Source organism: Parviterribacter multiflagellatus (assembly GCF_056863265.1).
This window is the reverse complement of the sequence record NZ_JBXPIZ010000014.1, coordinates 23,325-36,332: the sequence shown is the minus strand read 5'-3', so window position 1 is coordinate 36,332 and position 13,008 is coordinate 23,325. Positions and strand designations below refer to the sequence as shown.

Genomic DNA, 13,008 nt, shown 5'->3' with positions numbered 1-13,008 from the left:
ACCGTCAGCGCCGCGCGGCGCCGACCGCCACGGGCGCCGCCGCCGTCTCGAACGACGGCCGGGGCTCCGGGCGCAGCCAGCGCAGCGCCACGAGCAGCCCGGCCAGCACGCTGCCCGCGGCCAGCACGAACGCGAGCTGGTAGCCCCCGGCGAGCGCGTCGACCGCCTGGTCGCCGCCGGCGCGCAGGTCGTTCGTCCGCGACGACGCGACCGTGCCCAGGATCGCCAGCCCGAACGCCGCCGCGAGCTGGACCGAGACGTTGACGATGCCCGACGCGACGCCGGCGTCCGCGCTCGGCACGTCCGCCAGGGCGAGCGTCATCAGGCTCATGAACGAGAGGCCGCCGCCGAGGCCCGCCAGCGCGAAGGCGACGATCTGCGTCGGGAAGTACGCGGCGTCGGCCTGCATCGTGGACGCGAGCAGCAGCAGCCCGGCGAGGAGCACCGTCATGCCGCCGAGCAGCGTGCGGCGCGGGCCGAAGCGCTCGCTCAGCCGGGCCGACGGCCCGAGCGACAGGGCGGCCACGACCAGCGTCTGCGGCAGGAACGCCGCGCCGGCCTCGGTGGGGGAGAAGCCGCGGACGCGCTCGAAGTACAGCGCGCCGAGGAAGAAGATCGCCCACATGCCGGCGACCATCAGCGCGCGCACGCCGCAGGCGACCATCAGGCTCCGCAGCTTCATGACGTGCACCGGGAGGATCGGGTTGGCGATGCGGCTCTCGTAGGCGAGGAACGCCGCCAGCAGCACTGCGCCCGCGGCCAGCGCGCCGAGCGTGCGGGCCGACGCGAGCCCGTGGTCCTCCGCTCCGACGACCCCGGCGATCGCGACCATCGCCGCGAGCGTCACGAGGACGGAGCCGAGCACGTCGACGTCGCGGCTCAGGCCGGCGCCGGGCGTGCGGTCGAGGACGACGGCGCCGAGCGCGATCGTCGCCAGGCCGATCGGGAGGTTGACGATGAAGATCCAGTGCCAGCTCAGCGCCTCGGTGAGCAGGCCGCCGGCGAGCAGGCCGAGCGAGCCGCCGGCGACGCTGACGAACGTGTAGGCCGACATCGCCCGGGCGCGCTCGCGCGGCTCGGGGAACTCGACGACGATCAGCGCGAGGATCGCCGAGGCGGCGACGGCGGCGCCGAGGCCCTGCACGAAGCGAGCGGCGATGAGCATCGCCTCGGTGGTGGCCGCGCCGCAGGCCACGGAGGCGGCGGTGAAGAGCGCGGTTCCGAGCAGGAACAGCCGCGCGCGCCCGACGAGGTCGCCGAGCCGCCCGCCGAGGAGGAGGAAGGAGCCGAAGGCGACCAGGTAGGCGCCGGGGATCCACGTCAGCGCCGACTGCGAGAAGCCGAGGTCGCGCTGGATGTCGGGGAGGGCCACGTTCACGATCGTGGCGTCGAGGATGAGCATGAGCTGGCCGAGCAGGACCACACCGAGCGCCATCCAGCGCTTATCTCTCAGAACCATGATCATCACGCTATCAGGATGATCACGCTCCAGCGAGAATCGTGATCTTGGTAACGTGGGCGGGACGATGGTCCCGACGACGACGGCAGGCACGCTGGTCCTCCTCACCCGCATGTCGCGGCTGATCTACCGCGAGGTCGATCCCGAGCAGCTCGGCATGTCGCTCAAGGAGTTCTCGATGCTGAACATCGTCCGCGACGCCGGCGCGGTGACCCAGCGCGAGCTCGGGACGCTGATGTGCGTCGACGCCAACATGGTCGTCCAGCTCCTCAACGCGCTCGAGGGCCGCGGCTTCGCGGTGCGCGAGCGCGACCCCGAGGACCGCCGCCGCCACGTCGTCCGCATCACCCCGAAGGGCACCAAGGCGCTCGCGAAGGCCGAGGACGTCCTCGACGGCTCCACGGACGGCGTGCTCGGCTCGCTCGACGACGCCGAGCGCGTGCAGCTCCAGGCGCTGGTCGCGAAGGCGCTGGGCGACGGCGCCTCGTCCGCCGCAGCGGCCTAGGCGCGAGAGCCGGCGAGGGGACTCGAACCCCTGGCCACCTGTTTACAAGACAGGTGCTCTACCAACTGAGCTACGCCGGCGCGGGCGGCGAAGTCTAGGGCCCGGCCGGGCGCCGGCCGGTCAGCGGGTGCCGGAGAGGGCCTGGTCGAGGTCGCCGTGGCCGTTGGTGGATGCCACGTGCTCGTACGCGGGGATCGCGGGGTCCTCGGGAGCGTTGAGGCGGCGCTCGAGCTCGCCGAGGACGACGCCGAAGAGCGCGTGGCGCCAGGTCGCCTGCGCGAACGCGCGGGGGTTGGTGGCCAGCGGCGGGAAGTCCGAGCCGGCCGGGTGGACGGTCGGCAGCAGCGCTGTGCCGGGCCAGGAGGCGAGGTGCTCCGCCAGGCCGGCCGCCGGGCCGCGGGCCCAGGACGGCAGCGGGAGCCGCGGGGCGACCGCGCTGTAGACCGCGCCGAACGCGGCTCCGTTGGCGACGTGCATGGCGACCCCGATCGGGCGCCACCAGCGGCCGCGGGTGACGGCCTTGCCGAGCAGCTCGGTGTCGTCGTAGCGGACCCCGAAGAGCTTGATGTCGAGCGGCTGCTGCGCGGCCCACACGCCGGCGGCGACCGCCCCGGCCAGCGCGCCGCGAGCCGTCTGTGCGCGGTCGATCGCCATGTGAACGGCCACTGTAACGGTCGCCGCGCGCCGGAGTACCCACCACAGACGAATGGACGCCACCGCACTGCACCACCGCGCCCGCACGAAGGGCGTCAACCCGGTCATCTACCGCATCGTCCGCCTGGTGCTGGTCCCCTTCTTCCGGCTCTACTTCCGCCTGGAGAAGCACGGACGCGAGCACCTGCCGGCGGACGGCGGCCTCCTGCTGGCCGCCAACCACCGGTCGTTCCTCGACCCCTTCGTGATCGGGGCGATGCTCAAGCGTCCCGTGTACTACGTCGCGAAGCGCGAGCTGTTCGAGACGCCCTGGAAGGGGTGGATCCTCAACTCGCTCGGCGCGTTCCCGGTCGACCGCGGCGCCTCCGACCAGGAGATGCTCACCACCGCGCGAACGATCCTGGAACGGGGCGACGCCGTCGTGATCTTCCCCGAGGGCACGCGCGTGCGCCCGGGCGGGCTCGGGCGTGCCAAGCGCGGCGTCGGCCGCCTTGCGCTGGAGGCCGGGGTGCCGGTCGTCCCGGTCGCGGTGCTCGGCACCGACGACATCCGCAAGGGCTGGCGCATCCGCCCGCACAAGGTCAAGCTCCGCGCGGGCAAGCCGCTCACCTTCCCGCAGGTCGAAGCGCCGTCCAAGCAGCTCGCCCAGGCGGTCACCGACCGCATCTGGCCGTGCGTGCAGCTCCAGTGGGAGTGGCTCGGCGGCCTGGCCCCGATCCGCCGCGTCGCGATCGTCGGCGCCGGCTCGTGGGGGACCGCGCTGGCCGTCACCCTCGCCCGTGCGGGCGTCGAGGTGCAGCTCGGGACGCGCACCCGCGAGGGCGCCGAGCGCCTGCACGCGGAGAACGAGAACACGCGCTATCTGCCCGGCGTCGCGCTCGACGGCATCCACGTCAACCAGGCCTCCAAGCTGCGGCTCGACCACGTCGACGTCGTGCTGCTCGCCGTCCCGGCCCGCGCGCTCCCGCACGTCCTCGCCGCGCACGGCGAGCGCATCCCGCGCGACGCGGGCGTCGTCGTGCTGAGCAAGGGCCTCGTGCCGCCGCTCGGCGCGCTGCCCAGCGCGTTCGCGTCCGAGCGCGTCCAGGCCCGCGCGGTCGCCTGCCTCGGCGGGCCGGCCCACGCGCGCGACTGCCTCGAGCGCGGCGCGTCGCTGGTCGTCGCCTCGCCGGACCGCGCGTACACCGCCCAGCTCCGCCAGCTCTTCCAGTCGGCCGGCTTCAGCGCCGACGGCTCCACCGACGTGATCGGGGTGGAGCTCGCGGGGGTCGCCAAGAACGCCGCCGCGCTCGCCGCGGCCGCCGCCGCTCCCGCGGGGCCGAACGCCGCCGGCGCCGCCGCGGGCAAGGTCTTCGCGGAGGTCGAGGCGCACGCGCGTCGCGCGGGCGCCAAGCCCGAGACGTTCAGCGGCCTCGCCGGCGCCGGTGACCTGGTCGCCACGGTCGTCGCCCAGTCGAGCCGCAACCGGCGCGCGGGCGAGCTGCTCGCCGCCGGCATGCCGCCGCAGGACATCGGGCAGACGGTCGGCCAGACCGTCGAGGCGTTCGACACGCTGCCGCTGCTGGCGGCGGCGATCGGCGCAGGTCGCGGCAACGCCGAGGTCGTCGATGGCCTGGCCCGCGTGGTCACCGGTGAGCAGGCGACGGACACGTGGCTGCAGACGGTCACGACCAGGAGGGCCCGCGCGGCCGCCTAGGGCGGTCTACGCTGGCGGGGTGCCGGAGACGACGTCCAAGGAGCAGCTCGACCACGAGTTCGCAGAGCTCTACGAGGCGCACCTCAAGGACGTCTACTCCTACGCGTACTACCGGGTGGGCAACCACCACGACGCGGAGGACCTCACGACGCAGACGTTCCTGCAGGCGTACCGCCACTTCGAACGCGCCCAGCGGGAGAGCGACGGCCGGCCGCTCCGGCCCTGGCTCATCCGCATCGCGCACAACCTCGCGGCGAACCACTACCGCGACCGGAGCCGCAAGCCCCAGAGCCCGCTCGAGTTCCACACGCCGATGCTGAGCACCATCCACACCACCGAGGACCTGGTCGAGGGCCGCGACGAGCTCGCGCGCATCCTCGCCGGCGTCGACGAGCTGCAGGGGGATCGCCGCGAGGCGGTGATCATGCGGTTCGCGCTCGGCATGGACAACCGCGAGATCGCGCGGGCGCTGGGCCGCACCGATGGCGCGACCAAGGTGCTGCTGCACCGAGCCGTGAAGCAGCTGGAGGAGATCGTGCGGGGCGACGAGAAGGAGGACGCGTGAGCAGCACCCCAGCGCCCGGCGCCGGTGGCAGCGCCGACTTCGAGACGCTCCTGCGGCAGGCCTTCGCGCCGATCGACCCGCCCGCGGGCCTGTCCACGCGCGTCGAGGACCGGCTGACGCGCATCACGGAGATGGCCGTCGATGAGCTCGAGGCATGGGAGCTCCAGGCGATGAAGGACCCGCGCAACTGGACGCGGATCGTTCGCCCGATCGCCGCGGGCGTGATCGCCACGGGCGCCGGCACCGCGCTCGTCGTGCTCCGCGCGCGCCACGACAAGCGCTCGCGGCTCGAACGCCTCCTGCGGCGCTAGCGCCGACGCGTCCAGCCCGTTCAGGGAGCCGTTAGGGCCGGCTGCTAGCTTGCCGCCCGAACTGACGATGCAGACTTGCTACCGCCACCCTTCGGAGGAGACCGGCGTCTCCTGCTCCTCCTGCGGCCGCCCGATCTGCACCGAGTGCATGACGGCGACGAACGTCGGGATGCGCTGCCCCGAGTGCTCGAAGCAGAAGACGAAGGTGCGCACCGCCGCGTCGTTCTCGCCGTCGCGTCCGCAGGTGACGATGGCGCTGATCGTCATCAACGTGCTCGTCTTCTTCGGCCAGGTGCTGACCGGGGAGGACGGCGGGCTCGGCGCGCGCAGCGGCGACGTCTACGTCGAAGGCGCGCTCTTCGGACCGCTCGTCAACGACGGCGAGTGGTACCGGATGCTCACCGCGGGCTTCCTGCACGCCGACCCGATGCACCTGATCTTCAACATGATCGGCGTCTACTTCCTCGGCCAGCTCCTGGAGCCGGCGCTGGGCAGCGTGCGGTACGCGGCGTTGTACTTCGCCTCGCTGCTCGCCGGCTCGTTCGGCGCGCTGCTGCTGTCGCCGGACTCGGTGACGGTCGGCGCGTCCGGCGCGGTCTTCGGGCTGCTCGGCGCGGCCTTCATCATCATGCGACAGCGCGGCATCGACCCGATGCAGACGTTCATCGGCCCGATCCTGATCCTCAACATCGTGATCACGTTCGCGTTCTCGGGCACGATCTCGGTGGGCGGCCACCTCGGCGGCCTCGTCGGCGGCGGCCTCTGCGCGCTCGTCATCGGCCTCTCCGAGCAGCGCCGCTCGCAGCTCCTCGCGATCCTCGGCTGCGCCGCCATCGGCGTCGCGGCGGCCGTCGGCGGCATCGTCGCCGCGGGCACCCCCTCGCTCTACTAGCGCCCGCGCCGCGCCGCAGCGGTTCTCCGAGGGGACCGGCGTTACGAGACCGGCGCGGGGCAGGGTGATGGTGCGATGCCGCGCCCAGCGCGCGATCCGCACCATGACCTGCCACGGACACGCTCGACCTCGACCCGAGGATGAGAGTTGTCAGAACCGTGCCTCACAGGAGCTCGACCGGCAGGACGTCGGCCGCTGCCGGCGGGGCCGGGACGCGGTCCGGATGCAGCAGGTGCGCGAGCAGCTCCAGGCCGTCGATCAGCCGCGGGCCCGGGCGCGAGAAGTAGGCGCTGGCGTTCACCGCGAGCACCTCGCCGGCGCCGACGGACCGCAGCTCGTTCGCGTACGTCATCGCCTCGCGGTGCGCGCGCGCCGCGTCGTAGCCGCACGGCATGCAGATCACGATGTCGGGCGCGGCCGCGGCGACGAGCTCCCACGTCGACTCCTCCGAGTGCTCGCCCGCGAAGCCCAGCACATCGAACCCGCCGGCCATCTCGATGAGCTGCGGCGTCCAGTGGCCGGCGACGAAGACGGGGTCGAGCCACTCGATCGCCGCCACGCGCGGGCGCCGCTCGACGTCCGCGACCGCCGCCTCGACCGCGTCGACCCGCCGCGCCGTCCGCGCGATGAGGTCCAGCCCCGCGACGGTCGCGCCGGTCGCCTCCGCGATCGTCCGCACGTCGCCCTGCGTCTCGCCGAACGTCTTCGGGTCGAGCGAGACGACCTTCGCCGGCACCGGCAGCCGCCCGGCGATCGCGACGACGTCGTCGTACGACACCGCGCACACCTGGCACAGCTCCTGGGTGACGATCAGGTCCGGCTTCAGGTCCGCCAGCGCCTTCTCGTCGAGCTCGTAGATCGACTGCCCCTCGAGCGTCGACGCGCGGACCGCCTCGTCGATCTCCCGCGCGCCCAGCCCCGCGGGTAGCCTGTCGCGCGTCACGTGCGGACGCGTCAGCGCCGCGGCCGGGTAGTCGCATTCGTGCGTCACGCCGACCACCTGGTCGCCCAGGCCGAGGGCGAAGAGCAGCTCCGTCGCGTGCGGCACCAGGGACACGATCCGCATGGGAGGGGAGCATATGAGCGAGTGGCAGGAGGACGGCGGTCAGCTCGTCCGCGACCTGCAGTTCAAGGACTTCGCCGAGGCCATGGCCTACGTCAACAAGGTCGCCGACGCGGCCGAGGCGGCCAACCACCACCCCGACATCCTCGTCCACGGGTGGAACAAGGTCCGCCTGAGCCTGTTCACCCACTCGGAGGGCAAGATCACCGAGGCGGACCGGAAGATGGCCGCCACGATCGACGGGATCGCCTGACCACGTGACCGCCGTCTTCCTCATCGCGGTCGTCCTGCTGATCCTGGCGAACGGGTTCTTCGTGGCGGCCGAGTTCGCGCTCGTGCGCAGCCGCCGCAGCGCGATGGAGGAGATGGCGAAGGAGGGGCGCCGCAACGCCCGGCTCGTCGTCACGCTGATGGACGACCTCAGCGAGTACCTGAGCGCGTGCCAGTTCGGCATCACGCTCGCCTCGCTGGGCATCGGCTTCCTGGGCGAGCCGGCGGTCGCGGACCTCATCGAGCCGCTGTTCGGCGACAGCGTCTCGCACGGCGTCTCCAGCGCGCTGGCGTTCGGGTTCGCGTACGTCGTCACGACGGCGCTGCACATCACGACCGGCGAGCAGGTCCCGAAGATCTACGCCATCGTCCGCGCGGAGCCGACCGCGCTGCGCATCGCCCGGCCGCTCTACCTCTTCGACAAGGCGATGCGCCCGTTCATCGCCGCGCTCAACTGGGCGTCGAACCGGCTCCTGCGCATCGTCGGCATCAACGCCGACTCGACGGACTTCGAGGAGGGGTCGAGCCCGAAGGAGCTGCGCGCGCTCATCGCGCAGGCGCGCGCGGGCGGGCACCTGGACCCGGGCGAGGCGGGCATGCTCAGCGGCGTCTTCCACCTGCACGAGCAGGAGGCGCGCAACGTCATGACGCCGATCCCCGCCGTGGTGACCGTGGACGTGTCGGAGGACGTCGAGACGGCGCTGCGCCGCTGCGTCTCGTCGGGCCACACGCGGCTGCTCGTCACCGAGGACCACAACCGCGACCGCGTGCGCGGCATCGTCCACGCCAACTCGCTCGCGCGGCTGCTGATGACCGAGGGCGGCACCGCGACGTTCGAGACGGCGATCCGCGAGACGCCGATCGTCCCCGAGACGAAGCCGCTCGACGACCTGCTCGCCGACCTGCAGCGCCAGCGCTCGTCGATGGCCGCGGTCGTCGACGAGTACGGCCGCGTCGCCGGCATCGTGACGGTCGAGGACATCGTGGAGGAGGTCGTCGGCGAGATCGACGACGAGACCGACCCCGCGGGCGGCGAGATCCGGCGGCTGGCGAACGGCGACTGGTACGTGCGCGGGCACGTGGCGCTGACCGACCTGCAGGACCACGGGCTGGAGCTGCCGGTCGACACCGACGCGTACAACAGCGTCGGCGGGTTCGTGTTCGCGGAGCTCGGCCGGCTGCCGCGCCGCGGCGACACGGTGCAGGCCGACGGCTACTCGATCCGGGTCGAGTCGGTGCGCGACAACCGCGTCGAGGCGGTCCGGATCCGTGACCGGCGCTCGCTTTCCGCAAGTTCCTAGACGCCACGTCGTTGTGAGCTGACGTACCTCGCCCGTGGGACGGCGAGGGGAGCACCAGGCAGACGGTGGATCGGGGTGGGTCCACCGCAGGCGAACAGACGACGGGCCCGCATCCGCGGGCCCGTCGTCTGCTTCTGGGAGGAGGTTGCGGTTCGCGAAGTTCTACGTCGCCCCGCACCGCGATGATCTCCTCTTTCCTTTCGCTGCCTTAAAGAAACATCTGAACTTCACACGGCGGCGACCGGGCGTCTAGAGCGTGAGGCCCGCCCCGCTCTTGCGGCCGAGCTTGCCCTCCGCGACCAGCCTCTGGACGGTCTCCGGGACCTCGCTGCCGATCTCCTCGCCGATGGCCTTGGAGACGTCGAGGCCGACGAGGTCGAGCAGCGCCAGCGGGCCGATCGGGTGGCCCGCGCCGAGCATCATCGCGGTGTCGATCGACTGGGAGTCCAGGCCCGTCTCCTCCTGCAGCCGGACGGCGCTGAACAGGTAGGGGAACAGGAGCTTGTTGACGACGAAGCCCGGCGTGTCCGGCACCTCGACGGCGGTCTTGCCGAGCGCCTCGCAGAGGGCGCGCCCGCGCTGCTTGGTCTCCTCGGTCGCGCTGTCCGGGAACACGAGCTCGACGAGCTTCATCCGCGGGACCGGGTTGAAGACGTGGAGGCCGAAGTAGCGGCCCGGGCGGCCCGCGGCCTTGTCCAGCTCGTTGATCGACAGCGACGAGGTCGTGGTCGCCAGCAGCGTCCCGTTGCCGTCGGGCAGCTTGGCGTACAGCTCGCGCTTGGTCTCCAGCTCCTCGGCGATCGCCTCGACGATGACCGTCGCGTCGGCCAGCGCATCCAGGTCGCTGGTGACGGTGATCCTCGCCGGGTCGACCTCCATCTTGGGGGCCAGCTTGTCGATGCCCTTCTGGGCCTTCTCGGGAGTGCGCGCCCAGAGGATCACGTCACCGTGCTGCGCCGCGGTGACGGCCAGCCCGGTCGCGATGGTTCCTCCGCCGACGACGCCAAGTCGCTCAGTCATGGGCGCGGCACTCTAAACACGATTGTTGACTCGTGCGTCAACGTGCGCGTCAAGCCGCACGAAGTGCTCCCAGGCCGCGGGGCCGGGCAGCGGCGGCGACGAGCGCGTCGAGCACGAGGCGGACGGCCGGGGAGGCCTCCGCGCCGCCGCGGCAGGCGGCGAAGAGGTGGCGGGCCGGCGGCTCGCCGGCGAGGCGGACGATCGCGACGCCCGGCGGCGGCGCCGTCTGGGCCAGGCGGGGGACGAGCGTGACGCCGAGGCCGACCGCGACGAGCGCGAGCGCCGCCGTCCAGTCCGACGTGCGATGGGCCATCGCCGGCGTGAAGCCCGCGCCCTGGCATGCGCCGAGCAGCACCGACTCGCACTGCCAGCCGGGCGGCGGGACGACCCAGGGCTCGTCCGCGAGCGCGTGGAGCGCGATCGTGCTCTCGCGCGCAAGCGGGTGGGATTCCCACACGGCGGCGTCGAGGACGTCGGCCTGGAGCGGCACGCGCGTGAAACGGGCGTCGTCGCGGCGCGGGGCGTACGCGCTCTCCATCCCGACGGCGATGTCGATCCGCCCGTCGGCGAGCACGTCGAACACGTCGGGCGCCTCGCCCTCGCTCACCGCCAGGCGCACCTTCGGGGCGGAGCGGCGCAGCGCGGCGGCGGCCGGCGCGACGAGGTCGATGATCGCGGTGGGGAACGCGCCGATGCGCACCTCGCCCGCCTCGCCCGCGGCGTGCGCGTCGAGGTCGGCCCGCATCCGCTCGAGCTGCGCGAACAGCGTCCCCGCGTGCTCGAGCAGCACGTGCGCCGCGGGCGTCAGCCGCACGCCGCGCCCGTCCGGCTCGAGCAGCTGCTGACCGACCTCGCGCTCCAGCGCGGCGAGCTGCTGCGAGACCGCCGACGGCGTGAGCTGCAGCGCCCCGGCGGCCGCCGCGATCGTCCCGCGGTCGGCCAGCTCGCGCAGAGCCCGGAGGCGGCGGACGTCGATCATGAAGCGATTCTGTCGAGTGGGGTCGAGGAAGTCCAGTCGTTCTTCTTCGAGCGCCGCGTCACCATGGACGTCGTGCCCACCCGCCACGCGCTCCTCGCCGCCGCCGTCGCCTTCGTATGGGGCGTGAACTTCGTGGTCATCGACGTGGGCCTTGACTCGTTCCCGCCGCTGCTCTTCGCCGCGCTGCGGTTCGTGCTCGTGGTCTTCCCGGCGATCTTCCTCGTCGGCCGGCCGGGCGCGCCGTGGAAGCTCGTCGTCGGCGTCGGGGTCTTCCTCAGCATGGGCCAGTTCGGGCTGCTGTTCGTCGGGATGGACCAGGGGATGCCCGCGGGCCTGGCGTCGCTCGTGCTCCAGCTCCAGGCCGCCTTCACCGCGCTGCTGGCGGTCGCGCTGCTCAAGGAGAAGCTGTCGCCCGGCCAGGTCGCGGGTGCACTCGTGGCGTTCGCCGGCATCGCGATCATCGGCGCGGGCCGGGCGGAGGGCGTGCCGCTGGTCGCGCTGCTGCTGACCATCGGCGCCGCTGCGTCGTGGGGGGTGGGGAACGTCATCACGCGCCGCGCGCAGGCGACGAACCCGGCCGGGCTGCTCGTGTGGTCGTCGCTCATCCCGCCGATCCCGCTCGCGCTGCTCAGCCTCACCTTCGACGGGCCCGAGGCGATGGGCGACGCGTTCACCCGCCTCGACCTCAGCGGCGTGCTCGCGCTGCTGTACGTGGTCGTCGTCTCGACCGCGTTCGGGTTCGGCGTCTGGACCTGGCTGCTCAAGCAGCACCCCGCGTCGAGCGTCGCGCCCTTCACCCTGCTCGTCCCGGTCGTCGGGCTGGTGTCGGCGTGGATCGCGCTGGACGAGGTCCCGAACGCCGCGGAGGCCGCGGGCGGGCTCGTCGTGCTGGGCGGCCTCGCGCTCACGATGCGCGCCATGCGCGCGCGGGCGCGCGTGGCTGCCGTCGTCGCGCCAGCCCGTTGAGCTTCTTCTTAGCTTCGGCTCAGGCGCGCGGAAGGGCGGGTACGTACCGTGCACGCCATGGCCGAAGCACCCTCCTCCAAGCACCGCTCCCGCGGCCCGGCGGCCGGCCGGCTGTGGAGCGGCGAGGCCGGACCCGAAGCGCCCCCTCCGCCGTCGCGCCCCGAGCCCTCCGAGGCGCCCACGCGCGAGTCCCACATCTTCCGCGATCCGTCCGCCGCCACGTCCGCCACCGCCGTCATGGACCCGCCCGCCGCCGCCGACCGGCGCGAGCGCAAGGTCTGGCCGAAGGCGGTCGCCGGCGGCGCCATGTCGGGCCTCGCCGTCGCCGCGGTCGCGCTGGCGATCGGCGTCCCGCTCGTCACCGACGACAACGACACCTCGCCCGTCACGGTCGCCCAGCCGCCCGCCTCCACGAGCACCTCCGGCGGCTCCGGCAACGACTCGCGCGCCGTCAACCGCGTCTTCGCCGCCGCCAGCCCGGCGGTCGCCGCGATCTCCAACGGCTCGGGCAGCGGCACCGGGTTCCTCACCGACTCGGACGGCACGATCGTCACCAACGCGCACGTCGTGGGGGAGTCGACCAACGTCCGCGTCCGCTTCGGCGACGACGGCCGCACGATCTCCGGCAACGTCGTCGGCAAGGACACGTCCACCGACCTCGCCGTCGTGAAGGTCGACGCGGGCTCGGTCACCGGCATCCGCCCGCTCGCGTTCGCCGACTCCGAGAAGGTCAAGGTCGGCGACCTCGCCGTCGCGATCGGCAACCCGCTCGGCCTGCCGCAGACCGCGACGTCGGGGATCATCTCCGGCCTCGGCCGCGAGATCCAGGCGCCCAACGGCTTCAGCATCGACAAGGTCATCCAGACCGACGCGCCGATCAACCCGGGCAACTCCGGCGGCCCGCTGCTCGACGCCAACGCGCACGTGATCGGCGTCAACTCGCAGATCGCGACCGCGGGCGCCGGTGGCGGCAACATCGGCATCGGCTTCGCCGTCCCGGCGAACACGGCCAAGGACATCGTCCCGCAGCTCGAGAGCGGCGGCCAGATCCGGCGTCCGTGGCTCGGCGTGAGCACCGCGCCGGTGACGACCGGCGGCGGCGCGACGGTGGCCGAGGTCACCGCGAACTCGCCCGCGTCGAAGGCCGGCCTGCGCCCCGGTGACGTCATCAAGAGCATCGACGGCAACCGCGTGACGAGCCCGGACCAGGTCGTCGAGAAGGTGTCGGAGAAGAAGGTCGGCGACTCGATGCGGATCGAGGTCGAGCGCGGCGGCTCCACGCAGCAGCTCGACGCCACCATCGAGAACCGCCCGCGCTAGAGGACCG

General features: G+C 73.0%; 15 protein-coding genes and 1 tRNA gene. 9 read left to right on the top strand and 7 right to left on the bottom strand.

Annotated features, from left to right (window positions below; all coding sequences use genetic code 11):
- Nucleotides 1-4 precede the first annotated feature (4 nt).
- Nucleotides 5-1,459 carry an MFS transporter gene (locus tag AC1UE5_RS26380; RefSeq protein ID WP_482928926.1) on the bottom strand — a complete coding sequence of 485 codons (1,455 nt, stop codon included), beginning with the start codon at nucleotides 1,457-1,459 and terminating at the stop codon, nucleotides 5-7.
- Nucleotides 1,460-1,526: 67 nt separating this feature from the next.
- Between AC1UE5_RS26380 and AC1UE5_RS26375 the strand changes: the two genes are divergently transcribed.
- Nucleotides 1,527-1,964: a MarR family winged helix-turn-helix transcriptional regulator gene (locus AC1UE5_RS26375; protein ID WP_482928925.1), complete on the top strand. Its 438-nt coding sequence runs from the start codon at nucleotides 1,527-1,529 to the stop codon at nucleotides 1,962-1,964.
- Between the two features lie 7 nt (nucleotides 1,965-1,971).
- Here the strand turns inward: AC1UE5_RS26375 and AC1UE5_RS26370 are convergent.
- A tRNA-Thr gene (locus AC1UE5_RS26370) sits at nucleotides 1,972-2,044 on the bottom strand.
- Between the two features lie 40 nt (nucleotides 2,045-2,084).
- Nucleotides 2,085-2,618, bottom strand: coding sequence for a hypothetical protein (locus AC1UE5_RS26365; protein WP_482928924.1), 534 nt, complete (start codon nucleotides 2,616-2,618; stop codon nucleotides 2,085-2,087).
- Between the two features lie 52 nt (nucleotides 2,619-2,670).
- Here AC1UE5_RS26365 and AC1UE5_RS26360 point away from each other — a divergent pair, with 52 nt between their 5' ends.
- Genes AC1UE5_RS26360 through AC1UE5_RS26350 form a run of 3 tightly spaced genes read left to right on the top strand, consistent with a single transcriptional unit; the run spans nucleotide 2,671 to nucleotide 5,190 of the window.
- Nucleotides 2,671-4,314 (top strand): 1-acylglycerol-3-phosphate O-acyltransferase, encoded by a 1,644-nt coding sequence (locus AC1UE5_RS26360; RefSeq protein ID WP_482928923.1) that lies wholly within the window; start codon nucleotides 2,671-2,673, stop codon nucleotides 4,312-4,314.
- Between the two features lie 19 nt (nucleotides 4,315-4,333).
- Nucleotides 4,334-4,879, top strand: coding sequence for an RNA polymerase sigma factor (locus AC1UE5_RS26355; RefSeq protein WP_482928922.1), 546 nt, complete (start codon nucleotides 4,334-4,336; stop codon nucleotides 4,877-4,879).
- Nucleotides 4,876-5,190: a hypothetical protein gene (locus AC1UE5_RS26350; RefSeq protein WP_482928921.1), complete on the top strand. Its 315-nt coding sequence runs from the start codon at nucleotides 4,876-4,878 to the stop codon at nucleotides 5,188-5,190. The genes AC1UE5_RS26355 and AC1UE5_RS26350 overlap by 4 nt, the downstream gene beginning before the upstream one ends.
- A 78-nt stretch (nucleotides 5,191-5,268) precedes the next feature.
- Here AC1UE5_RS26350 and AC1UE5_RS26345 read toward each other — a convergent pair whose 3' ends face one another.
- Nucleotides 5,269-5,457, bottom strand: coding sequence for a hypothetical protein (locus AC1UE5_RS26345; RefSeq protein WP_482928920.1), 189 nt, complete (start codon nucleotides 5,455-5,457; stop codon nucleotides 5,269-5,271).
- Here AC1UE5_RS26345 and AC1UE5_RS26340 point away from each other — a divergent pair.
- Nucleotides 5,441-6,082 (top strand): rhomboid family intramembrane serine protease, encoded by a 642-nt coding sequence (locus AC1UE5_RS26340; protein WP_482928919.1) that lies wholly within the window; start codon nucleotides 5,441-5,443, stop codon nucleotides 6,080-6,082. The genes AC1UE5_RS26345 and AC1UE5_RS26340 overlap by 17 nt on opposite strands.
- Nucleotides 6,083-6,245: 163 nt before the next feature.
- Here the strand turns inward: AC1UE5_RS26340 and AC1UE5_RS26335 are convergent, their stop codons facing one another.
- Entirely contained in the window at nucleotides 6,246-7,148 is a 903-nt protein-coding gene (locus tag AC1UE5_RS26335) for a cobalamin-binding protein (protein WP_482928918.1), read from the bottom strand.
- Between the two features lie 13 nt (nucleotides 7,149-7,161).
- Here AC1UE5_RS26335 and AC1UE5_RS26330 point away from each other — a divergent pair, with 13 nt between their 5' ends.
- Both AC1UE5_RS26330 and AC1UE5_RS26325 read left to right on the top strand, forming a co-directional pair.
- Nucleotides 7,162-7,398, top strand: coding sequence for a 4a-hydroxytetrahydrobiopterin dehydratase (locus AC1UE5_RS26330; RefSeq protein ID WP_482928917.1), 237 nt, complete (start codon nucleotides 7,162-7,164; stop codon nucleotides 7,396-7,398).
- Between the two features lie 4 nt (nucleotides 7,399-7,402).
- On the top strand, nucleotides 7,403-8,716 hold the full coding sequence (locus tag AC1UE5_RS26325; RefSeq protein ID WP_482928916.1) for a hemolysin family protein: 1,314 nt from the start codon (nucleotides 7,403-7,405) through the stop codon (nucleotides 8,714-8,716).
- Nucleotides 8,717-8,965: 249 nt separating this feature from the next.
- On the opposite strand, the gene AC1UE5_RS26320 is transcribed toward AC1UE5_RS26325, so the two are convergent.
- Together AC1UE5_RS26320 and AC1UE5_RS26315 are read right to left on the bottom strand one after the other, a co-directional pair.
- Entirely contained in the window at nucleotides 8,966-9,736 is a 771-nt protein-coding gene (locus AC1UE5_RS26320) for a 3-hydroxyacyl-CoA dehydrogenase family protein (protein WP_482928915.1), read from the bottom strand.
- A 49-nt stretch (nucleotides 9,737-9,785) separates the two neighbouring features.
- Entirely contained in the window at nucleotides 9,786-10,715 is a 930-nt protein-coding gene (locus tag AC1UE5_RS26315; RefSeq protein WP_482928914.1) for a LysR family transcriptional regulator, read from the bottom strand.
- 63 nt (nucleotides 10,716-10,778) lie between these two features.
- Between AC1UE5_RS26315 and AC1UE5_RS26310 the strand changes: the two genes are divergently transcribed.
- Nucleotides 10,779-11,681 (top strand): EamA family transporter, encoded by a 903-nt coding sequence (locus AC1UE5_RS26310; protein WP_482928913.1) that lies wholly within the window; start codon nucleotides 10,779-10,781, stop codon nucleotides 11,679-11,681.
- A gap of 57 nt (nucleotides 11,682-11,738) precedes the next feature.
- A complete protein-coding gene (locus AC1UE5_RS26305) occupies nucleotides 11,739-13,001 on the top strand; it encodes a S1C family serine protease (protein WP_482928912.1) in 1,263 nt (420 codons plus the stop codon).
- Nucleotides 13,002-13,008 lie beyond the last annotated feature (7 nt).

Bases quoted from the DNA above. Each gene is read 5' to 3' on its own strand.
- AC1UE5_RS26335 (WP_482928918.1), bottom strand. From the start codon at position 7,148: ATGCGGATCGTGTCCCTGGTGCCGCACGCGACGGAGCTGCTCTTCGCC.
- AC1UE5_RS26320 (WP_482928915.1), bottom strand. From the start codon at position 9,736: ATGACTGAGCGACTTGGCGTCGTCGGCGGAGGAACCATCGCGACCGGG.
- AC1UE5_RS26310 (WP_482928913.1), top strand. From the start codon at position 10,779: ATGGACGTCGTGCCCACCCGCCACGCGCTCCTCGCCGCCGCCGTCGCC.
- AC1UE5_RS26345 (WP_482928920.1), bottom strand. From the start codon at position 5,457: ATGACGATCAGCGCCATCGTCACCTGCGGACGCGACGGCGAGAACGAC.
- AC1UE5_RS26330 (WP_482928917.1), top strand. From the start codon at position 7,162: ATGAGCGAGTGGCAGGAGGACGGCGGTCAGCTCGTCCGCGACCTGCAG.
- AC1UE5_RS26380 (WP_482928926.1), bottom strand. From the start codon at position 1,459: ATGGTTCTGAGAGATAAGCGCTGGATGGCGCTCGGTGTGGTCCTGCTC.
- AC1UE5_RS26305 (WP_482928912.1), top strand. From the start codon at position 11,739: ATGGCCGAAGCACCCTCCTCCAAGCACCGCTCCCGCGGCCCGGCGGCC.
- AC1UE5_RS26360 (WP_482928923.1), top strand. From the start codon at position 2,671: ATGGACGCCACCGCACTGCACCACCGCGCCCGCACGAAGGGCGTCAAC.
- AC1UE5_RS26365 (WP_482928924.1), bottom strand. From the start codon at position 2,618: ATGGCGATCGACCGCGCACAGACGGCTCGCGGCGCGCTGGCCGGGGCG.
- AC1UE5_RS26340 (WP_482928919.1), top strand. From the start codon at position 5,441: ATGGCGCTGATCGTCATCAACGTGCTCGTCTTCTTCGGCCAGGTGCTG.
- AC1UE5_RS26315 (WP_482928914.1), bottom strand. From the start codon at position 10,715: ATGATCGACGTCCGCCGCCTCCGGGCTCTGCGCGAGCTGGCCGACCGC.
- AC1UE5_RS26375 (WP_482928925.1), top strand. From the start codon at position 1,527: ATGGTCCCGACGACGACGGCAGGCACGCTGGTCCTCCTCACCCGCATG.